This is a genomic window from Shewanella atlantica (genome assembly GCF_003966265.1).
Classification (GTDB): Bacteria; Pseudomonadota; Gammaproteobacteria; order Enterobacterales; family Shewanellaceae; genus Shewanella; species Shewanella atlantica.
The window spans coordinates 614,825-635,800 of sequence record NZ_RXNV01000001.1 but is presented as its reverse complement, the minus strand read 5'-3'; the positions used below and the strand labels follow the sequence as shown (position 1 = coordinate 635,800).

At 45.0% G+C, this 20,976-nt stretch carries 20 protein-coding genes; 10 read left to right on the top strand and 10 right to left on the bottom strand.

The features are described 5' to 3' along the window. Nucleotides 1–31: 31 nt before the first annotated feature. Both yciH and EKG39_RS02710 read right to left on the bottom strand, forming a co-directional pair. On the bottom strand, nt 32–361 hold the full coding sequence (gene yciH, locus EKG39_RS02715) for a stress response translation initiation inhibitor YciH (RefSeq protein ID WP_126503968.1): 330 nt from the start codon (nt 359–361) through the stop codon (nt 32–34). Between the two features lie 205 nt (nt 362–566). Next, entirely contained in the window at nt 567–884 is a 318-nt protein-coding gene (locus EKG39_RS02710) for a hypothetical protein (protein ID WP_126503966.1), read from the bottom strand. Between the two features lie 171 nt (nt 885–1,055). On the opposite strand from EKG39_RS02710, the gene EKG39_RS02705 reads away from it, so the two are divergent. Continuing rightward, a complete protein-coding gene (locus tag EKG39_RS02705) occupies nt 1,056–1,616 on the top strand; it encodes a DUF4136 domain-containing protein (protein ID WP_126503964.1) in 561 nt (186 codons plus the stop codon). Nucleotides 1,617–1,900: 284 nt separating this feature from the next. Further along, nucleotides 1,901–2,353 carry a DUF924 family protein gene (locus tag EKG39_RS02700; protein ID WP_126503962.1) on the top strand — a complete coding sequence of 151 codons (453 nt, stop codon included), beginning with the start codon at nt 1,901–1,903 and terminating at the stop codon, nt 2,351–2,353. A gap of 84 nt (nt 2,354–2,437) precedes the next feature. On the opposite strand, the gene EKG39_RS02695 is transcribed toward EKG39_RS02700, so the two are convergent. After that, nucleotides 2,438–3,316 carry a LysR family transcriptional regulator gene (locus EKG39_RS02695; protein ID WP_126503960.1) on the bottom strand — a complete coding sequence of 293 codons (879 nt, stop codon included), beginning with the start codon at nt 3,314–3,316 and terminating at the stop codon, nt 2,438–2,440. Between the two features lie 84 nt (nt 3,317–3,400). Here EKG39_RS02695 and EKG39_RS02690 point away from each other — a divergent pair, with 84 nt between their 5' ends. The 3 genes from EKG39_RS02690 to EKG39_RS02680 all read left to right on the top strand — a co-directional run bounded on the left by EKG39_RS02690 (nt 3,401) and on the right by EKG39_RS02680 (nt 5,699). After that, nucleotides 3,401–3,811 (top strand): PACE efflux transporter, encoded by a 411-nt coding sequence (locus EKG39_RS02690; protein WP_126503958.1) that lies wholly within the window; start codon nt 3,401–3,403, stop codon nt 3,809–3,811. Nucleotides 3,812–4,224: 413 nt separating this feature from the next. Continuing rightward, nucleotides 4,225–4,794, top strand: coding sequence for an OmpA family protein (locus EKG39_RS02685; protein ID WP_126503956.1), 570 nt, complete (start codon nt 4,225–4,227; stop codon nt 4,792–4,794). Nucleotides 4,795–4,874: 80 nt separating this feature from the next. Beyond that, a complete protein-coding gene (locus EKG39_RS02680) occupies nt 4,875–5,699 on the top strand; it encodes a mechanosensitive ion channel family protein (protein ID WP_126503954.1) in 825 nt (274 codons plus the stop codon). A 123-nt stretch (nt 5,700–5,822) separates the two neighbouring features. Here the strand turns inward: EKG39_RS02680 and EKG39_RS02675 are convergent, their stop codons facing one another. After that, nucleotides 5,823–6,470, bottom strand: a complete 648-nt coding sequence (locus EKG39_RS02675; protein ID WP_126503952.1) for a trimeric intracellular cation channel family protein — start codon at nt 6,468–6,470, stop codon at nt 5,823–5,825. A gap of 348 nt (nt 6,471–6,818) precedes the next feature. Here EKG39_RS02675 and ltaE point away from each other — a divergent pair, with 348 nt between their 5' ends. Next, entirely contained in the window at nt 6,819–7,829 is a 1,011-nt protein-coding gene (gene ltaE / locus EKG39_RS02670; RefSeq protein WP_126503950.1) for a low-specificity L-threonine aldolase, read from the top strand. A 121-nt stretch (nt 7,830–7,950) separates the two neighbouring features. On the opposite strand, the gene EKG39_RS02665 is transcribed toward ltaE, so the two are convergent. The 3 genes from EKG39_RS02665 to EKG39_RS02655 form a co-directional block, all read right to left on the bottom strand. Beyond that, nucleotides 7,951–8,739 (bottom strand): hypothetical protein, encoded by a 789-nt coding sequence (locus tag EKG39_RS02665; RefSeq protein WP_126503948.1) that lies wholly within the window; start codon nt 8,737–8,739, stop codon nt 7,951–7,953. Nucleotides 8,740–8,868: 129 nt separating this feature from the next. Continuing rightward, nucleotides 8,869–10,500 (bottom strand): alkaline phosphatase, encoded by a 1,632-nt coding sequence (locus EKG39_RS02660; protein WP_126503946.1) that lies wholly within the window; start codon nt 10,498–10,500, stop codon nt 8,869–8,871. Between the two features lie 17 nt (nt 10,501–10,517). Then, the gene (locus EKG39_RS02655; protein ID WP_126503944.1) at nt 10,518–12,023 is read right to left on the bottom strand and encodes an alkaline phosphatase; all 1,506 of its coding nucleotides are present in this window, start codon (nt 12,021–12,023) and stop codon (nt 10,518–10,520) included. A gap of 322 nt (nt 12,024–12,345) precedes the next feature. On the opposite strand from EKG39_RS02655, the gene EKG39_RS02650 reads away from it, so the two are divergent. Further along, nucleotides 12,346–12,714 (top strand): acyl-CoA thioesterase, encoded by a 369-nt coding sequence (locus EKG39_RS02650; protein WP_126503942.1) that lies wholly within the window; start codon nt 12,346–12,348, stop codon nt 12,712–12,714. Between the two features lie 58 nt (nt 12,715–12,772). On the opposite strand, the gene EKG39_RS02645 is transcribed toward EKG39_RS02650, so the two are convergent. The 3 genes from EKG39_RS02645 to EKG39_RS02635 form a co-directional block, all read right to left on the bottom strand. Then, on the bottom strand, nt 12,773–12,988 hold the full coding sequence (locus EKG39_RS02645; RefSeq protein ID WP_126503940.1) for a hypothetical protein: 216 nt from the start codon (nt 12,986–12,988) through the stop codon (nt 12,773–12,775). Between the two features lie 160 nt (nt 12,989–13,148). Continuing rightward, a complete protein-coding gene (locus EKG39_RS02640) occupies nt 13,149–14,450 on the bottom strand; it encodes an NAD(P)/FAD-dependent oxidoreductase (RefSeq protein ID WP_126503938.1) in 1,302 nt (433 codons plus the stop codon). A 410-nt stretch (nt 14,451–14,860) separates the two neighbouring features. After that, nucleotides 14,861–15,223 (bottom strand): hypothetical protein, encoded by a 363-nt coding sequence (locus EKG39_RS02635; protein WP_012141601.1) that lies wholly within the window; start codon nt 15,221–15,223, stop codon nt 14,861–14,863. A 618-nt stretch (nt 15,224–15,841) separates the two neighbouring features. Here EKG39_RS02635 and EKG39_RS02630 point away from each other — a divergent pair. The 3 genes from EKG39_RS02630 (at nt 15,842) to cspE (ending at nt 20,863) form a co-directional block, all read left to right on the top strand. Next, nucleotides 15,842–17,017, top strand: a complete 1,176-nt coding sequence (locus tag EKG39_RS02630; protein ID WP_126503936.1) for an efflux RND transporter periplasmic adaptor subunit — start codon at nt 15,842–15,844, stop codon at nt 17,015–17,017. Between the two features lie 164 nt (nt 17,018–17,181). After that, complete coding sequence (locus EKG39_RS02625; RefSeq protein WP_126503934.1) at nt 17,182–20,298, top strand: efflux RND transporter permease subunit; 3,117 nt, start codon at nt 17,182–17,184, stop codon at nt 20,296–20,298. A gap of 352 nt (nt 20,299–20,650) precedes the next feature. Beyond that, a complete protein-coding gene (gene cspE / locus EKG39_RS02620) occupies nt 20,651–20,863 on the top strand; it encodes a transcription antiterminator/RNA stability regulator CspE (protein ID WP_126503932.1) in 213 nt (70 codons plus the stop codon). The last annotated feature ends 113 nt before the right edge of the window (nt 20,864–20,976 follow it).

The following is a 20,976-nucleotide window of genomic DNA, read 5'->3' as shown; positions in this document are numbered from 1 at the left end:
GGGAATAGGCCAGCTATATTGAATATGGAGATTAACCGCCGGCTAATTTAACCTTGTAATTGAGCTTCTCTAATAGGGTCTTTAACTGTTCTCTATTATCAGTTTGAACCTCAATATTGAACTCTTTTACTGTACCGCCACAACCGCACTGTTTTTTTAATTTTTGTGCCAAAGCTTTCAGCTCTTTCTCATTTAATCCAAGGCCTTTAATGATAGAGACCCCTTTTCCTTTACGGCCCTTGCTGTCTTTGTGGATCCTAATGATTCCATCACCTACAGGTGCCTGAGGCGTTTCGATTTCAGAGGAGATCCTGCCAATATCTGTACTATAAACAAGAGAAACATTTGAGTCTTTTTTCATGGGAGCGTCATTAATTAGCGATGATAAGCAGAGTCTAACAAATTGAAGAATGATGTGAATACAAAACGTAGAAATAAAAAATGACCACACATGGTGGTCAATGGACAATTATCTACTCATTTGCAGGGATATAGATAAGTTGGAGCAATTCCGAAATTGCCTCTAACTGACATAAGGCTCAATGTCTGCCGGCAATAAGAATGACTTAAATAGCCTGTGCGACTCCTATTAAGAGTGAGATTGCGGTTAGTGCTGCGCAGGGGAGGATGAATTTATGAAGTTTAGGCAATGCTATTGAGCAGGCAGTAAGTACAAAGCCAATCGATGCTGCACCATAGCTGTTTGTGTCCCCGCTGAGTAGGGAAAACATCAACCAGACCAGTACTCCGGCTGGTAATATTAACAAGCTGAGATCACCAAGGTTGAGCTTATCAGAGTAACTCTCTGCTTGGGCTGTGGCCTTAACCGGGGCAAACATGTAAACAGCGGCCGAAATAAGAAAGGCGGTTGCAAACCAAAACATAGATAACTCCAATATCACGTGATTGATAATCATTATCATTTAGGTTGGAGCTTAAGTCAAGCTGAACGATACAAGCTTTCATACAAAATTGAGTTGTAGATCATAAGATTGCTATGTAAGCTGATATTTAAATATGTATTGTGTAAATTTAAGATTTGACGGGGTTTTAAGATGAAAAAAGTTATAGTTGTTTTGACTGCAATGGCGTTGAGCGCCTGTAGTTCGATGAAGACAAGTTCAGATTATGATCCTGCGGCTAATTTTAGTGATGTGAAAACCTATGCCTGGGTTGAACAGAAAAACCAGGATACCAGTTACCATTTAGATGGCTTGATGGATCAACGTGTACGCGCAGCTGTCGATAGCCAGCTTTCAATGAAGGGCGTTACACTCAGTGATCCTCAAACAGCAGATATTTTGGTGAATTACCTCACCAAGGTAGATAAGAAGATTAACGTAGATACCTTCAATACAAACTTTGGTTATAACCCCTATTATTCTTCTCGATGGGGCATGGGCGGATCTATGCATACTCAGACAACGGTTCGTGAGTATGAGGTTGGAACCTTAATTTTAGATATGGTTGATAGAGAAACCGGCAAGCTGATATGGCGTGGCTCTGTAGCCGATACTATCCGTGAAAAGAATACGCCGGAAGAGAGAGTCGAAGTAGTCAATAAAGCTATCTCTGAAATGTTGTTGAACTATCCCCCTAAGCCGGAAGCAAAATAGCGGGTTAGTGTCTAATAACAAGGGGAGCATATTTAATATGCTCCCCTTTTTTATGCGCTTTCTTCTGAGTTCAATCTAAATATCTATTCATGATAGCGATAATTTCTATTTAAAATAGATGCTTGTAAAAACACATTTAGTGACTCGATATCAGAAAATGAGAGCTGGAGCGGCATAATTTGTGTGAACTTATACGAGTCTAGACTAAAGTCCAACATCCTAGTGCTTGCTGTGAATGGTACTCTCGATTTTTATGACTGTATTGTTGAAGTGAGTGGTGCGAAATGGAGCAGTTTCTAAAACAGTGGTTTACAGAGTATGAAAAGGGTGAGGGTGTAGAGGCAAAGTCTCTTTCGACTCAGGTGCAATCGGAGTGGGAGGCACTTTTACAGCAAGCCAAACAGGGGAAACTCAATGATTGGCAGAGAACACCACCTGGGCGAATGTCTCTTATCCTATTGATGGGGCCTGTCGCTCATCTGTTAGCCGATACCGATGTGCATGCTTTGCATGGCAAGGCCAGAGAGCTATGCTTGAAAGGAGTCGATCTGGGCTTTGATACACAATTGGAACCTGTTCAACGTCGTTGCTTTTATGATCCACTCTTTTACTCGACCATAGCGGAAGATCGCCAGTTATTGATACGTTTACTCGAGGGAATGCAATCGCAAGTTGAGCCACCGGAAAAGCCTGTGTGGTCAAATTGGTATGCCCAGGCTTCATCTTTAAGCTCTTAATTTAAAGTGTTGCGGTAAGCTTTTCAGGAGTGCTTGGGGTCTATTGGCTTCAAGCCCCTTATACCGATCGGTATTAACTCAGACTCACATCTGAAGCAGCCTTCTTAACAGCTTTCGAAGAGAACGGTTTGCCGAGGTTTCCATCGCGGTATGTTGAATAACGTCCACATTTGCCTGCCAACCAAGCTGTTCGAATTGTACCGGAACTTTACAGAGCTGTTTTTTGTTAATGGCATCTTCCGCTAAGTGCAGTGGAAGCAGTGTCCAACCAAATCCTGATTTTGCCAATTCAAGCAATACATAGTAGTTATCTGCATACCAAACATCGGGAGAGTGGGCCTGATTAAACCAGGTGACTTTCGAGCCCTGAGAGCCAATAACCAGTTGTCTGTGAAGTTTCAGAATATCGACATGAGCGGCATCAGTTTGTGCCAGAGCATGTTTTGGGCTAACTAATAGTTCGAATTGAACCGTGCCCAGAGTTTCGAAATCGAGCATCTCGGGGTAGACATTTTCGCTGAATACCAGACCGGAAGTCGCTCGTTTATCGGCCACTAACTGAATGACGTCTTGGCTGGATGCGCATAGAAACTCCAGTTGAAGTTGCGGGTGTTGCGCCTCCAGTTGTGGCAGAAGGTCGACCAACCCTGAATAGGGGATCCCTTCATCGATAGCAAGAGTCAGTTTTAGCTCCTCCTCCGATTCTAATGCTTTTACCTGTTGATCCAGACGTCTGTGCTGCGCTATGACGGCTTTCGCCTGAGGCAGAAGCTTCTCTCCGGCCTTGGTGAGTTTTGGGTAACGTCCGTTTCTGTCAAATAACTGCAGGTCAGTGTCTATCTCCATATTCATAATATTTTGACTGACCGCAGATTGTACTTTACCTAATTTTCTCGCAGCCGCAGAGAATGAGCCTGATTCAACGGTAGTGACGAATGAGATGAGCTGTTCAATGGTAGACATATCAGTAATTGTGATGGTATCTAATTTTTAAGTATCTTACATCTAGATGATAATGGCTTCAAGTTAAGAGATTGGAGCATTAATATGAAGACCAGAGAGAGAGTATTTCACGCAATTTTATTTGAGTTATTAGCCTTGGCGATCGTAGTGCCTTTGGCCACCATGTTCAATGATAAAGACGCCTCCTCTTTGGTTGCGGTGGGGGTGGGCTTGAGTGTTTACGCCGTAATTTGGAATTATTTTTACAATATCTGGTTTGATAAGCAATTTGGTGCAGAGCGTTCATCACGTAGCTTGTTAATGAGGTTCGGACATACCCTCGGCTTCGAAGGTGGAATCATTTTTGTCACAGTGCCCTTGGTTGCATGGTTTTTAGGTATAAGTTTAACCGCAGCCCTTCTTCTTGAGGCGGCATTCTTAATTTTCTTCTTTGTTTATGCGATTGTGTTTAACTGGTGCTATGACTATTTCAGAAGTCAGATGCAAATAGCATAATTATTCATTAATTGCCCTGAAGGCGGAGGAGAGTATTTGGCTGCGATAGTTATTGAGTTTTTACTGCTTTAGCTTTGATAATTACGCAGATAGATATAAAATACTCTTCGGCCGCAGGAGGGGGCAAAATAGCACTATATTAATAGGGATGAGGAATAGCAGCACTGGCAAGTGCTATGTTTATTACATATGTTCCTGTTTAACGTTTGTCATCCATAAGAATATTTCCCCCTTTCTGTTTGTTATTCTTATACCGATTGGTATTAGTTCAGCCTACCCACTTTGTTTCTGTTAAAATAAGTAGTTAACATTGTAGAAAAGTCGTGAAGGCAAGTGTTTAAGCTGGCTGGTTCGATATGATATGAAAGTTTATAGTTTCAAGTAATAGTTATATAAGGCTGCGGGATAAAGTGATGAAACAACTTATGCTCAGTTTTCTATGTATTGCAGGCGTGATACTTAGTTCTACGGCATTTAGCTGGAGCGATAGCGATCATGATGGCGTTCCTGATATGAAGGATGCCTGTCCGGATACCCGCTCAGGTGCTCGGGTCGATGCCGCCGGTTGTGAGAAACAGGCCGAATTTAAAAGTATATGCTTAAGCACAACCTCTGGTGAAGTTTACCCGCCCAATTGTAGTGAACTCAGTGAGTTGCCGCTCAATTTTGAATTTGCTAAGGCTGAAGTGATGTTTTCTCAGTGGAAGACCTTGGCGAGATTAAAGCAATTTCTGCAACGCTATGATGTGAACCTTTGTCTTCTGGGGTATACAGACTCTATGGGAACTTTGGACTTAAACCAAAAGTTATCGGCTCAAAGAGCCGTCGCAGTAAAGCAAATATTGGTGGAGGATTATGGCTTTAGTTCTTCGCGTTTTGTTGTAAAAGGAATGGGGATTGAATCACCTGTTGCCAGCAACGAAAAGCCTGAAGGGAGAGCCTTAAATCGACGAGTCGAGTTTGTCGTGGATTTGAATGAATAATTGAGAAAAAGGCTTTGGCCGTAATTTTTGAATTTTGATATGTCCAAACTGTGTTTGGTTAATTTTTAGGGAGTTATTAAATGGAAAACTTGGAAGGTTTGATCGAGCAAGCACCAGAGCTTATCGTAGCCTATGGAATGAAAATTATTTTTGCAATTGTCATTTTCCTTGTCGGTAAGTATCTGGCTGGTGTTGCTAAGAAACTATCTGATAAGTTGATGACCAAACGTAAAATTGATCCGACAGTGGTCTCTTTTGTATCTAATATTGCCTGGTCACTGGTATTCGCGTTCACGGTCGTTGCGACATTGGGACAGCTAGGCGTTCAAACCGCATCTTTAGTCGCTGTTATTGGTGCCGCCGGTTTAGCCGTTGGCTTGGCGCTGCAGGGCTCACTGTCAAATTTTGCTTCAGGTGTCTTGATGGTTCTGTTCCGTCCTTGTCGTGTAGGTGACTATGTTGATGCTGCGGGTATCTCGGGTACCGTCGATGAGATCACGATTTTCTCGACCAAGCTGTTAACACCGGACAATAAGCTGATTATTGCACCTAACTCGGCGATGATGGATGGGACTATTGTTAACTATTCAGCCATGGATACACGTCGTGTCGACTTAGTGATAGGTGTGTCATATGATGCCAATTTAGCCGAAGCTAAGAAGGTGTTGACCACAATCGTTGAGAATAACCAGTATGTCTTAAAAGATCCTGCTTATACGATTGCTATCTCTGAGCTTGCCGATTCCTCGGTTAACTTTGTGGTTCGTCCCTGGGTTAAAGGCAGCGATTACTGGCCTGCATATTTCGAACTGCTTGAGCAGATTAAAATAGCTCTCGATGAAGCCAATATCGGTATTCCATATCCGCAGATGGATCTTCATCTGAAGGAGACGCCTTCAGTATAATTCGATTGGATTATCAGGTAAGAGTAATAACAAATAAGGTCGGCCTCTGCCGACCTTATTTGTGTCTGGAACACTTATGTCTGCGTTTTTGTTATGTTCTAAAACGCATGTTTATGATCTATATTAGTGCGACGCGCCATCATGGCCGTGCTCATATTGGTAATCAAACTTGGGCATGCCCCAGTGAAACTTAATCGCTAACATTCTGAAGCTGAAACCAAATGATAAGCAGATAGCTAAGTTGATTGTCTCTGCAATTTCAAAAGATTTGAGGCCAACATATAGGCCCGCGGTTAGCAGTGCGACTAAGGCATAAAGCTCTTTCTTGAAAATCAATGGCACCTGGTTACACAAGATGTCGCGGATCACACCACCAAATACTCCGGTGACAACTCCCATTACGACAGCAACGACAGGGCTAAAACCTAACATCAAGGTTTTCTGGGCACCTATGATTGAAAACACGGCTAACCCGAGTGCATCGATAGCCAGGAATAGTTTAGACAGGTAGCGCATTACCGGTGCGATTAGTACGGTTAAAAGCGAAGCGAAGGCTATCGCTATCAGGTAATGTACGTTCTCTACCCATATTAGCGGGTAGTTACCCAGTAACATGTCTCTTAGGGTTCCGCCGCCTATCGCAGTGGCGCAGCCAATAATCACAACACCAAAAAGGTCCATCTGTTTTTTCCCGGCAGATAATGCACCGGTCATGGCTTCAGCAATGATACCGATAAGCCATAGTAGGCTGATAAATTGAACTTCTTGCATTGGAATACGCCATCATGAGAAAAGAGCAGAGATTTTGCACTAAAACTCGGGTGAGGAATACTGACTTTTATTGTTTTTTGCTATTAGTTATTCTAATGTTTTGGCGTGTGGTGCAGGTGTTGGTTTCTTGTTTGTTGTGGGTTTGTGCTTAGTTTGTTTTTATTAATGCTAATCTTTCTGTTTGGTATATTACTAAAGTAGCTGTTTGATGTGTTGATGGTTGAATATTTATCTGAATCTTGATGATACTTTTAGAAGACTTCTCTGCTCGATTAACAGTAGCACCTCGTCAGCAGTAAGGTTAGTATGCCTAATCTCGAAATATTTTATTTGTTGTAAAGGGGCCTTATGATTGATTTTCGTAGCGATACCGTGACCATGCCTACAGAGGCGATGCGCAGAGCGATGGCGACTGCCGAAGTTGGGGATGATGTTTATGGTGATGATCCGACAGTAAATCGTTTAGAGGCTCTGGCTGCTGAAATGTATGGTTTCGATGGCGCTTTGTTTACCTCATCCGGTACACAAGCCAACTTGTTAGCCCTGATGTCGCATTGTGAGCGTGGCGATGAATATATCTGTGGTCAACAGGCACATAACTACAAGTTTGAAGGCGGCGGCGCAGCGGTGCTGGGTAGCATTCAACCTCAGCCCTTGAACAACCAAGCCGATGGTTCGATTTTGCTGTCGGATATCAAAGGGGCAATCAAGCCAGATGACGTGCATTTTGCTAATACGCGACTGGTGAGTTTAGAAAATACTATCGGCGGCAAGGTGCTTCCCCAGAACTATATTGCCGAGGCGCAACAATTAGCGTTTAACCATGGCTTGAAAATTCACCTCGATGGGGCGCGAGTCGCTAATGCGGCCGTTGCGCAGAATATTGAGATTAGTGAAATCACACAATATTTTGATTCTGTCTCTATCTGCTTATCTAAGGGCCTTTGTGCTCCGGTGGGCTCCATCTTGTTAGGTGATGAACGCTTGATAGGGAAAGCGAGACGCTGGCGTAAAATGTTAGGTGGTGGAATGCGTCAGGCCGGTATACTTGCGGCGGCAGCGGGTTTAGCGATAACAGATCAGGTTGAGCGCTTAACCATCGACCATGATAATGCCCGTTATCTTGCAGAGCAGTTGTCGACACTGGCAGAGTTCCGAGTCGAGCTCGCCCAAGTTCAGACAAATATGGTATTCGCACAAGTCAACGACGGCGTAGATATTTCATCTCTCGCGACGAAACTAAAGCAATCAGGTATCTTGATAAGCCCTGGCTCTACACTCAGGTTAGTGACTCACGCCGATATAAGTCGCGACGATATCGATACCTTTATTGGTGAACTCAAGCGACACCTGAAATAGCTCAGTAGGGAAGTTTTTTGGTAAAAAGTCTGCATCAGCAGACTTTTTATTTTCGGGTCTGTGTATCTAAAGACTTGTGTATCTAAAGGCCTGTGTACGTCACAGCCTCTACATGTAAAGGTTAGTGGCCGTGGCTGCCATGACCCTCTGAGAGCTGATTGCCATTACTGTCATAAAAACCTGAATTACCATGTTGGATAAACCCCTGAGTTATCATCTTAGCGATAAAGGGGTCTGATTCACTATCGCCGACATCGGCGAAATCCAAATCATTATAGTCTCTGGTGAGGGCATTGAACTCATCAGCATTGATGTTGTTAGCCGAGATTAAGCGATAGGTTGTTCTTTGTTGGCCTTGCCCTATGGTAAGTCGGTAGGGGAGCGAAAGTGATGCTATCCACTCCAACTCTATCTCTTGTCCATCTTGTTGGCCTTGGTATTGATTCACTGTAAAACATGAGCGCTCAATACTCTCAGCCGGCCTTAGTTGTGACTTGAGTTTAGGTGAGACTAAGTGGAAAAGCTGTTCGAGATCGTAGCTCATATTGAGGGAGCGGAGGTCGCTGGGCCGATAAGTTATTGAACGCAACTCCTGTGGAAAGTATCGTACATATTCACCATTTCTATCCCAGGCCTCAAATGCTATGGGGGATTTTTTGTAGATCACTCTATTCTGGCTTTTAATCAGCCTAATCTCCCTATCACTCACCTCATAGCCCGGTTGTGATTGGCTACTGAAAACGGCATATCGAGCATCTATGTTGCTTGGTGATAAACTTGCGCACTCAAATGAAGGTGCTGGCATTTGTTGTGGCTTCGGAGCCGGAATGTCAGAGTGGGCAAGAGAGGCATGACTGATTGAGAGTATTATCACTGCGCTAAGTACTGCGTTAAGTAAAGTGTACTTCATAAAAACTCCACTACTTTGTTGAAGGTAAAATAAAATCAAGGTCATCAAAAACGCACTTTGGTGACCCTGATTGACTAATCCATATCAATAATTTCGATGGGTTAGCTTGTTAACCGACTCTGTCGATACTTACTGGGCCGCTTGTGCTTTTACGACCAGGTTTGCGGCGTGATTCATCACATGGAAGATATGGTTTTGCTCTACCGTTCCCTGTATCAAATGTGCACCGGGACCACTGGCGAATATCCCGACATCTTCACCGGCGTGAGTTTCACTCTCTAATGGAATGAGTGCTTCCTGATGGAAACCAGCATTAAGCGTGTCGACATAATTCAGGTCTACTCGACCCGCCTGGATAGGGTAGCCATAACGCTCGTCGCCACCGGTACTAAGCTCTGCAAAACCGCGTCCATTGGTATACCCAACTGTGGTGTAGGGCAGGCCGTTTGAGTCCGTTGAGTTAGTGATCACCGGCACTCCGGCGGAGTCGTTTCCTTTCACCAGACCGAGTATAGGGTTGCCACGGGTAGGATAGCCCGCAATGGTAAATACATGGCTGTGATCGGCCGTGACCATAAGCAGGGTATCTTTAGATGAGGTCTTCTCCATCGCGACACGTACCGCTTCAGACAGTGCTATTGTGTCGTGAAGGGCTCTGGCGGCATTACCCGCATGATGTGCATGATCGATTCGACCGGCTTCAATGATAAGCACAAAGCCTTTATCATTTTTCTTGAGAATGTCGATGGTTTTAGCCGTCATCTCTGCCAGTGAAGGTTCACCGGTTACTCCCTCAGTCGTCCGGTCGTAGTCATACTCCATGTGGGATGAGTTGAACAGGCCAAGGGCATGGTCGGTCGTTGTCGGGTCTAATGCTAAAAAGCTATCTCTGTCTTCGACGTAGGCTGCATTGCTGTATTTAGCCGTCCACTCTGCGGTGAGATCTCGTCCATCTTTACGTTTACCTGTTTTGCCCTCAGCATCGGTAACTGTATCGGGAATAAAGGCGCGTCGACCTCCCCCCATGACCACATTCACTCCACTGCCGTAGCTATAGTCTAATAGTTGAGCGGCAATATCTTTACAACCGTTTGTTATCGCTTCTGCCGGTAGGTCGGCATCGCTCTCCCAGTTGCGCTCAGGTGAGTGTGCATAGGTGGCGGCAGGAGTCGCGTGAGTGATTCGGGCGGTAGAGACAACCCCTGTCGATAAGCCAGCTACCGAAGCGAGTTCGAGTGAGGTCATCAGGTCCTGGCCTGAGGTTGAGGCGCAGTTTCCGCGGCTGACTCCTTCCGCTTGAGATATCACACCAACATCGGTTTTAACGCCTGTGACCATTGCCGTCATGGTACCGGCAGAATCCGGCGTTTGACCATCGACATTGTAAGTTTTAGCCAGGCCGATATGGGGAAGTGTTTCAAAAGAAAGTGAGTTTTCCTCCCCCGTATCTCCTTTTAACTGACCTTCAAGAATGCGTGCGGCGGTAACCGTGGAGATCCCCATACCATCACCAACGAACAATATGATGTTCTTAGCTGCCCCGGCCTGATTGTTTACTACTGTGTCGGCGGCTTTTGTTACACGGCGCTGACCATCGATATACCACTCATTTACGGCCGTCCAATCTTTCCCGTTACTGCCGTTACTCCCATCGCCGCCATTGTTACCATCGTTGCCGTTTGCACCACTGTCACCATCGCTTCCACATGCCGTCAGACCTAATATTGCTGCCATAGACAGTACGAGTAATTTCTTATTCATTTTTTTGCTCCAAAATTCTAGTATTTCGTGCCGCCAAGGGACTGGGCCTGATTGATGATATGGAAAATAACATTTTGCTCGATAACGCCCTGAGCCAGATGTGAGCCCGGGCCTGTGGCATGTAAGCTGATATCTTCACCCGCATGAGTTTCACTTCCCATTGGAATAAGAGCTTGTTGCATAAAGTCTTTATCTTGAGTGTCGACCGATGAGAGATCATCACGCAGACCTATCACGGCACCGGGACCATTGGTGTAACCTAAAGTTGTGTAGGGTTTCCCATCATCGGCGCTGGCCAGGTTGCCATCGACATTGTGAACTAAGCCTAAGATAGGGTTGCCGCGTTTCGGGTAGCCGGCAATCGTGAATACGTGACTATGATCTGCGGTAACCATGATTAAGGTCTCTTCAGGATCTGTGTTGTCGAGTGCGGCCTGAACTGCGTTTGAAAGCTCAACCGTGTCAGCCAGTGCCCGGCTTGCGTTGCCTGCGTGGTGGGCATGGTCTATTCGACCCGACTCCACAATTAACAGGTAGCCCTGTTCATTCTTTTTTAGTATATCTATAGACTTAGTGGTCATCTGTGTGAGTGAGGGCTCACCGGCAGTATCATCAGCCCTGTCTGCTTCATACTCCATGTGTGAAGAGTTGAATAAGCCCAACAGGTGATCCGTCGCCCTTGTGTCTATGGCATCAAACCCGGCTTTATTCCATACGTAAGCAGAGTTGCTGAAGTTCTCGGTCCAGACTTTAGTCAGGTCGACACCATCTTTACGACGACCCGACTTGTCTTCACCATCTGTAACCGTATCCGGAATGAAGTTACGACGACCGCCACCGAGTGCCACAGAAAGCGCATTGGCTTCTTCACGCATCACAAGTTGGTATGCGATATCCTGGCATTCATTTACAACGGCTTCAGTTGGTAGGTTGCTGTCCGCTTCCCAGTTACGTTCCGGGGTATTTGAGTAGGTGGCTGCCGGTGTGGCATGGGTAATACGTGCGGTACTGACAACGCCGGTCGATAGCCCTTTTGCATTGGCAAGGTCGACGAGTGTGATCAATTCATTCCCTTTAGATGACAAACAGTTAGCGCGTAAACTGGTGTCTGAGACGGATAATACGCCCGCCTTAGACTTAACGCCTGTTGCCATCGCTGTCATTGTGCCGGCAGAATCAGGAGTTTGCTGATTCGTATTATAGGTTTTAACTAATGCCGTATTAGGGAAGTTCTCGAAGCTGAGAAAGTTCTCTTCACCACCTTCGTTACCTTGAACTTGCTGGCCCTGGTAGATCCGTGCTGCCGTTAGGGTCGAGATCCCCATGCCATCACCGACAAAAAGAATCACGTTTTTAGCCTTCTCTTTAGTCTGTTGTTCAGTCTTTTCCGCGACCTTTAGTGCACTGGCTTTAAACCATTCGCTGTCAGTTTGTGCGGACGGTAACAGGTCAGCATTGGCTGCCATAGTCACTAAACTGCATGAAACGAGCGCAGCTACAGTTTTCATATTAATCACTATCATCACCCTTAAATTATTGTGTTTACTTTGAGTCCAGCTGGTTAACGCGATGATAGTCGGTGATTTATATGACGTGCTGAGGACACTAATGTTGAGCTTTTATGACGATGAAATGCGTTGGTGTGCCTAGGGTATTTTGCTTCATTTAAGGGAGCTCATCACTGAGTCATCCCAGTCTTGGTGCATTGTCAATACTTGGTTCGTGTCTAAGGCGTTGATAATGCGCTTTTTATGTTGGCACTCTTTGTGCTACTCATTTATAGGTATGGAGGTTCTAGTTTAGGCAATCACTCATGTTGAGCGTGAGTAGCAAGGGGAGAAAGCGATGAAATATTACAGTAGAAGGTTCATTAAACCTGAACATTTGAATCCAGCGAATGCACTGTTTGGAGGGCAAATATTAAGCTGGATAGATGAGGAGGCTGCCATCTTTGCTGGTTGCCAGATGAAAAGTACCAGTATCGTCACTAAGTTTATTTCTGAGATTAATTTTATAACACCGGCAAGACAGGGAGATGTCATTGAGTTTGGACTCGAGTTAATCAGTTCCGGTAATACCTCTATTGTTGTTCGATGTGAAGTGAGAAATAAAGTGACTCATCTGCCTGTGGTGTGTATTAACAAGATGGTATTTGTGAATGTTGACGAGAAAGGGGGACCTATGGCACATGGAATAAGAGCCAGCGCCGCTTAACGGGCAACGAATATTGCAAAGTTCGGCCCGGAGCGATAACCGGGCCAAATATAAAGCATTAGTCTTTCTTGCTTAGATCGTCGTTAACCGATTTCACGGCATCGCGAGATGCATGACCTATAGCTTTGGTTGTGTCTCTTGTTGCGTGACCAATTTCAGTCGTCACCTCTTTGGTGGTATCTCCAATGATACGTCCCGTTTCTTTAAGCTCCGCGCAGGCAGATAGAGTGATGAGAGTGGCGAGGATCAATGTTAATGATAGTAATTTAGTCATGGTTACTCTTATGTTAATTGCTTATGCGAATGGCTTAATAAAGTGATTGGCATGAGTGAAAAATGTTGTCGACAGCCTGGTATTTTAACCTTTTTTCTTAGAAATTAAAAAGCCTCCGTTAGGAGGCTCCATGTGATGACTACAGGCTTTCTGCCTGAGACTAGTGAAGCTTCAGGTGAGGATGAATAATGCGGCTGATCCCCTTGGCAAACATTAACAAGGTCCCTTTAAATACCCCGTGAAGCTCGATCAAATGTCTACGGTACAAGGAGGTATAGACGAATCTGGCTATCTTACCTTCTACTAATACACCTCCTCCCATGAATGACATCAGGTTACCCACGGTATGAAATTTTGACAGGTTAACCAATGAGCCCAGATCTTTATAAACGTATTCGTGGCCAGGCGTCTTGTTGCCTATCATCAGGCTGATGTTATCCGCCGTCATCAATGCCATCTGTCTTGCTGACTGCCCCCTTGGCGGAACCCAGCTTCCATCTTCTTGTGGGCAGGCTGCACAATCTCCAATGGCAAAAATATGGGGATCACGGGTTGTCTGCATATTTTGCTTAACCATAATCTGGTTTATATGGTTACTCTCGAGTCCACCAATTTCATTTAAGAAATCGGGAGCCTTAACTCCCGTTGACCAAATAACCATATCTGCAGGGATCTGTTTGCCTTCGGTAGTATGTAATCCTTCGGGGGTGACCTCACTGATACGGGTATTGGTAAGCACATTGACACCAATTGCGGTGAGCTCCTTCGCTACCGAATCTGAAATCTCACGCTTTTCTACTTTAGGTAAAATTCGTTCATCGGCTTCGACCAAGGTTACCTCTAACAGGCTGCTATCGATTTTGTAACCAAAGCCGCTGAGTTGATCGACGGCGTGATGCATCTCAGCGGACATCTCGACCCCGGTGGCCCCCGCTCCAACAACGGCAATTTTTATCTTTTCATCCAGCTGGTGGTGACTCGCATAGCGCATGAATTTATTTAACAGCATGCTACGGATCTCCATAGCCTGCTCGGTACTGTCAAGGAAGACGCAGTGTTCACGAACACCCGGGATCTTGAAGTCATTGGCGATACTGCCAATGGCAATAACCAGATAGTCATAACTGATACGACGTGCCGGCAGTAGTTCTTCACCGGCATCATCCATAATAGGCGCTAATATGACCTGCTTATTGTCGCGGTCAATGTTGGTCATAGCCCCTTGCTGAAAATGATAACCATGATTGGCGGCATGACCGCGATAGCTGAGAGCATCGATACCGATATCCAGTGCTCCCGTGGCAACCTCATGCAACAAAGGTTTCCAAACATGGCTTTCGGCACAATCAATTAGAGTGACCCGAGCTTTTCCCTTTTTTCCGAGTTTACGACCCAGTTTTGTGGCAATCTCCATACCACCAGCACCACCACCGACGATGACTATATTGACCATTTCTTGCATGAGTTCAATTATCCTTTAATTAATTAATAATGAAGAGGTTTAATCATCCATCGGACTGGCGAACAGCTTGATTTCGTTGTTACCCAATCACGGCCAAGAATATTTTTTTATTTTTATGAACGAATTAATGGCTGAAAAAGTGTAACAGTACCTATGAAAATCGGCAATTTGATAGGAATGAGTGGTAAAGCCGTTAGATTTTACAAAGTTCAATGTTAGTTATTGATTATTTATGGTGTTATTTCTTTACCATTAAACTTATCTTGTATTTCGTTAACGGAGGGAAAGTGTAGAAGTGTGATCTGTGCAGGATTTGATTGGGCAGAAACGTGAACTGCCTCATCAATTGAGGCAGTTTCATTTTATATTAAAGACTCTTCATTACTAAAGAGTGAAAACTTCCTTCGATATTAAAGACCTGCGATCTTGTCGCTGTAGTCTGCAATGAGGTGCTGCATAATCTCTTCGACTGATGTGTCTTTAGTCGCGTCATCCATAAATATCTTGAAAGTGGCCAAAGCGTGACCATCGCCTCTGAGTCGACTGGTTTGCATCGCAAAGTATGCGCTTTCGGTGTCGGCTTCACGAACGACAAAACCATCGATCTCAAAAATACGGTGACCCGAACGGCCATGCCATTTAGTGATTCTGTTTAAGCCAATTTCGCAAGACTGATTGAATTCTACATGGTTTTGCCAGGTGGTTGGATGTGCAGGGTCCTTAATGTGTGGGCATCGAACTGTATAGTTGTAGACATGGGAAATTGCTGTCATATATTACCTACCTGTTTGCGGATACTGATGCCATCATAGGCATTGCTATTCAAATTGGTCAACTTTATTCGTCTTTACTTATGTAAGTTTACTGTGCCAGTTAACCTAATAAGTCAGAAGTGATTCAAGCTGGTCTGACTCTTTTTTAGCATGAGTTTATTACCTATAACCTTGTGCTAGATCTCACTTTTACCACTGTTTTAAAACTTGCTTCGCTATCGATTAATAAAGCAACAGCTAATTGACCGCTAGTGGATTTATTTAGACTGTCCCCATTAAAACATGAGGTTTTATTGAGCGTATAGCAGATATGTGAGTATACCTATCAGTTAAGCTGATGCTATCTGATTTTTCTACTCTTGGTTTTTAAGTGAGAATTCTCCGGATTCAAAACTCAAATAAAACAGGATTGAAACTCCTTGTTTTTGCATCGTCCAGAGTCACTTTCCTGTATTGGAAGATCAAAATTAAAGGGATAGTTACAGGAAAAGCTCTGTCATAGATTTTTGGCTGTTAGTTTTATGAAATAAACTTGTAAACAGGTTTCAATAAAGATTTTATCTGCTTATAATTTCTTGAAAATAATCTGAATTTGTAAACTCTTACTCGGAGGCCTCTATGGCTGTTCAAACCGTTTCAAAATTAAAATGGGGTATTCTCTTCATCGCAGGTTTACAGCTTACAGCATGCGGTGAGGCTCCGGCCCCTCGACAGGCCATGTTACCTAGTGTGGTGGTCAACACGGCTAAAACGGAAGAGATCCAATCGAGGACCGAGATTGTGGGTCGCACAAATGCCTCGGAAGATGTCACCATCAAGTCACAAATTCAGGGCCAGTTACTTAAAAGAACGTTCGTCGAGGGGGACGATGTGGAAGCCGGTGCTCTCCTGTTCGAGATCGATCCCGCAACTTACGTCGCTGAGCTAGCGCAACAAAAAGCGGTGCTTAAACAGGCATTTGCTTCCAGAGATGTCGCCGTCATGAACTGGGAGCGCGGCAGACGCCTACTTCCCGATGGGATGATCAGCGCTCAGGATATGGATGAACTCACCACGCGTAAACTCACCACTGCCGCGGGTGTTGTCCAGGCTGAGGCTGCAGTACTTGGGGCAGAGCTGCAGTTAAGCTATACCAAGGTATATGCACCAATTTCAGGACGTATCAGTAATGCTATGGTAAGTACCGGTGACATCATTACCCCTAACTCAGACATGGCTAACTTAGTTCAACTTCAGCCCATGTGGGTTAACTTTCAGGTCGCTGAGAAAACGTTAATCAACGCTCAAGAGAACCTTTCCAAAGTAGTCGACAAAGAAGTAGAACTCTCAGATATCGTTATCAGCCTGCGTCTGCCCAATGGCTCTATGTTCAATGAAATCGGTTATATCGACTTTGTCAGTAATCGGGTTGATGCTGCTACCGGTACGTTACCTATTCGAGCCACATTCAAAAACGATGACAAAATGATGTTGCCCGGAATGTTTGTCACGCTCGTGATTGAATCTCCGGTTAAAGAGAATGCCTTGCTGATCCCGCAAGCTGCGGTGCAGGAAGATCAACAGGGGCGGTTTGTGATGGTGCTGAATGATCAAGATATGGTCGAGAAGCGTATCGTTGAACTCGGAGAGCGCTTTGGTATCGATTGGCGTGTTTTGAGTGGATTGAATGATGGAGAACGTATCGTCGTCGATGGTCTGCAAAAAATTCGTCCGGGTATTCAGGTGAAGGCGGTCGAGCAAGAAATTGTGCCGTTTCAAGAGTCCTCATCTCCCGAGAGCAATACTTCAAAATAAGGACCGCCATAATGAGTGAACCTATATTTAGTTGGTTCAATGCGTATGTATCCATCACGTCTATTGATGACAGGGGCTAGAGATGATTAGTGAGTTTGTTATTAACAGGTCCATAAAATTGAGCGTTTGTGCAGACGGTTTGAGCCTGGATGAAGGGGGCTGCAATGATTAGTGAGTTTTTTATTAACAGGCCTAAGTTTGCCTTCGTTATTTCGACCGTTCTGACCTTGGTTGGACTTATCTCTATTCCGATCCTGTCGATTTCAGAGTTTCCCGAGATTGCACCACCGCAAATTAATGTATCTACCAACTACTCAGGTGCCAGTGCCGATATCGTCAAAGACACTATAGCCCAGCCTATTGAAGCTGAGGTCAATGGTGTTGAAGATATGATCTACATGGAGTCTAAGAGTGCCAACGATGGTAGCTACTCACTGAGTGTCACTTTCGATGTGGGTACCGATGCCGACATGGCGCAGGTCAAGGTGCAAAACCGGGTTCAGCAGGCGATGCCACGTTTGCCTGAAGAGGTTAAACGTCAGGGGGTTACAGTTGAAAAGCAGAGCCCTAATATCTTGATGGTTGTGAACTTAGTGTCGCCCAATGAGACCTTTGACTCGCTGTTTGTTACTAACTATGCCGGCCTGAATGTCACCGATGCATTAGCACGCCAAAATGGTGTGTCTAAAGTACAGGTTATTGGTGCGCTGGATTATGCTATGCGAATTTGGCTTGATCCGAATAAGATGGCAAGCTTTGGCGTGACAGCAAAAGATGTGATTGCAGCCTTGCAGGAGCAAAATATTCAAGTGGCCGCAGGACGCATCGGGGCGGCACCTGTTGATCCGGAGCAGCAGTTTCAATATACCCTGCAGACTAAGGGACGTTTAAAAGATCCAAACGAGTTCAGGGATGTCATGATCCGGGCGAACAACGACGGTTCTAAGGTTGTTGTCAGCGATGTGGCTCGTGTCGAATTAGGTTCTCAAACCTATGACGCACAAGGTAAGTTAAACAATAAGCCTTCGGCTATTATCGCCGTTTACCAGTCTCCAGACGCTAATGCATTGGAAGTTGCCGCCGGAATTAAAGCCGAAATGGCGAAACTTTCAGAGCGTTTTCCTACCGATCTGGAATATGAAGTGCTTTATGACACGACCGAGTTCGTTGAAACTTCTATTAAAGAGGTTGTACAGACTCTCTTCATCTCTATCACACTGGTTGTGTTAGTTGTTTATATCTTCTTGCAAGATGCCCGTTCGACGCTGGTTCCCGGAATTGCTATTCCGGTTTCCTTGATTGCTACCTTTGCGTTTTTACTCCTGTTTGGTATGAGTATTAATACCGTATCTCTGTTTGCGTTGATCTTGGCCATTGGTATTGTGGTCGATGATGCGATCGTGGTGGTAGAGAACGTGACTCGTCTGATGCAGGATGAAGGCCTTTCTCCCAAAGAGGCGACTTCTAAGGCGATGAAAGAGGTTACCGGTCCCATTATTGCGACTACGTTAGTGCTGCTTGCTGTATTTGCTCCAACGGCTGTGATGCCAGGCATTACCGGACAGATGTATGCCCAGTTCTCTGTGACCATCTGTATCGCTGTACTTATCTCCTCAATAAACGCGCTAACCTTGAGTCCGGCGCTATGTGCCTCACTACTTAGAGCACCCAAGCAGCACGAAACTGGTTTTCATGCCACGTTTAATAAATACTTTGAACGTTTCACCGGTAAATACATGGGGCTTGTCTCGTCATTGACGCGCAAACTCTCTTTAGTCGTGATCGTCTATGTGTGTTTAATTGCTGTCACGGGTGGCGTTGCCAAAATCTTACCTTCAGGCTTCGTGCCTATGGAAGATAAAAAAGCCTTTATGGTCGATATCCAACTCCCTGATGGTGCCTCATTAAACCGTACCGAAGAGGTGATGGAAGAGTTAGTCGAATTGACGCTGGCCGAGCCAGGTGTTGAGAATGTGATCCACGCCAGTGGCTTCAGCATCTTAACTGGTTCTGTATCGTCCAATGGTGGCTTGATGATCGTTACTCTCTCCACTTGGGAGGAGCGGGATACCCCTGATATGGTCGAGGCAGCGATAGTTGCCAAGCTTCAGGCTAAGTATGCGGCTAATCCATCGGTGAAAGCCATGGCATTCTCATTGCCGCCAATCCCTGGTGTGGGTAGTGTGGGTGGTTTCGAGTTTGTGCTGCAAGATACTCAGGGTCGCTCACCTCAAGAGTTGGCTTCTGTGATGCGAGCCTTGATTATGAAGGCCAATGAGCAGCCTGAAATTGCCATGGCATTTAGTAACTTCCGTGCCGATGTTCCGCAGATGTATGTGGATGTAGACAGGGATAAAGCCAAGGCGTTAGGGATCTCATTGAGTGAGGTGTTCACAACCATGCAGACCATGCTTGGCTCCATGTATGTGAATGACTTTAACCGCTACGGTAAGGTGTTTAGAGTTATTGTGCAGGCCGAAGGTGAGTTTCGTAATTCGGACAGGGATATTTCCAGCTTCTACGTGCGTTCGGCAAGTGGTGAGATGGTGCCTCTGAGTACGCTGGTGACGGTGACACCTATCTTGGGCCCGGATGTGATGAACTCATACAATATGTTTAGTTCGACCACGATTAATGGCTTTCCTGCGGCAGGATTTAGCTCGGGTGATGCTATTAGCGCGATGGAGCGTGCGGCAGAGCAGAGTCTGCCTACAGGTTATACCTATCAATGGACGGGTCAGACCTATCAGGAGATTAAGGCGGGCAATTTAGCGCCACTTATCTTTGGTTTAGCGTTAGTGTTTACTTATCTGTTCCTGGTGGCTCAGTATGAGAGCTGGACAATTCCGTTTGCGGTAATGCTGGCGGTACCGATTGCATTACTTGGTGCCTTCCTTAATATTTGGCTGATGGGAACGGACTTGAACCTCTATGCTCAGATTGGTTTGGTGCTCTTGATTGGACTGGCTTGTAAGAATGCCATCTTGATCGTTGAATTTGCAAAACAGCTAAGAGAAGAGGGTAAGAGTATTCTAGATGCGGGCGAAACGGCAGCCAGACTGCGTTTTCGTGCAGTATTAATGACAGCCTTCTCATTCCTGCTCGGTGTGCTTCCTCTGGTTATTGCGACAGGCGCCGGAGCGGGAAGTCGTCGTGCTCTGGGCTACTCTGTTTTCGGTGGCATGCTTGCAGCGACGATAGTGGGGACTCTGCTGGTTCCTGTGTTTTATGTGATGATGCAAAAACTTAGAGAGCGGGTGAAAGGCGAGGCAAAAGCTTAGTAATAAGCGCTGCATTGAGCTCAGATAGAGGCCCACGAATTTTCGTGGGCCTTTTTTATAGGCACATAGTTATTGATGTTGATTTTAGCCAGCTAGCTTTCGTTATGGCTGAATCCCTTAATTTGGTCTATTTGGACACTTTATGTTTACAAATCCTGAATTCGTGTTATTCTTGCTCCCGCTCTGTTGTTTGGAGTTATTAAAGAATCAAGTAAAGTAAACCCGCGTCAGATCTTCGTAAGTTTTTGTCCGTAGTGTTTCCCTTAGCTTCATCGTAATACTTAATAATTCAACTTCTCAGCACTTCGCACTTTCGCGATATTTTTTTATGAATTTATATAAGGGGCAATACATGTCTAATTCAACTACTGGTACAGTAAAATGGTTTAACGAAGAGAAAGGTTTCGGATTTATTTCTCAAGAAAATGGCGGTGATGACGTATTCGTTCATTTCCGTGCTATCGCTTCAGATGGTTTCAAGACTCTTGCAGAAGGTCAGAAAGTATCTTTTGAAGTTGAGCAAGGCCAGAAAGGTCTTCAAGCTGCAAACGTTGTAGCTCTTTAATCCGAAACCTCTTCGGATAAAAAAATAAAGGCTGCCTTAGGGCGGCCTTTTTTATGCCTGTAGATTACAGCTTATCCCTCTCTGTTTCACTCCATACCAGATCATAGTACACG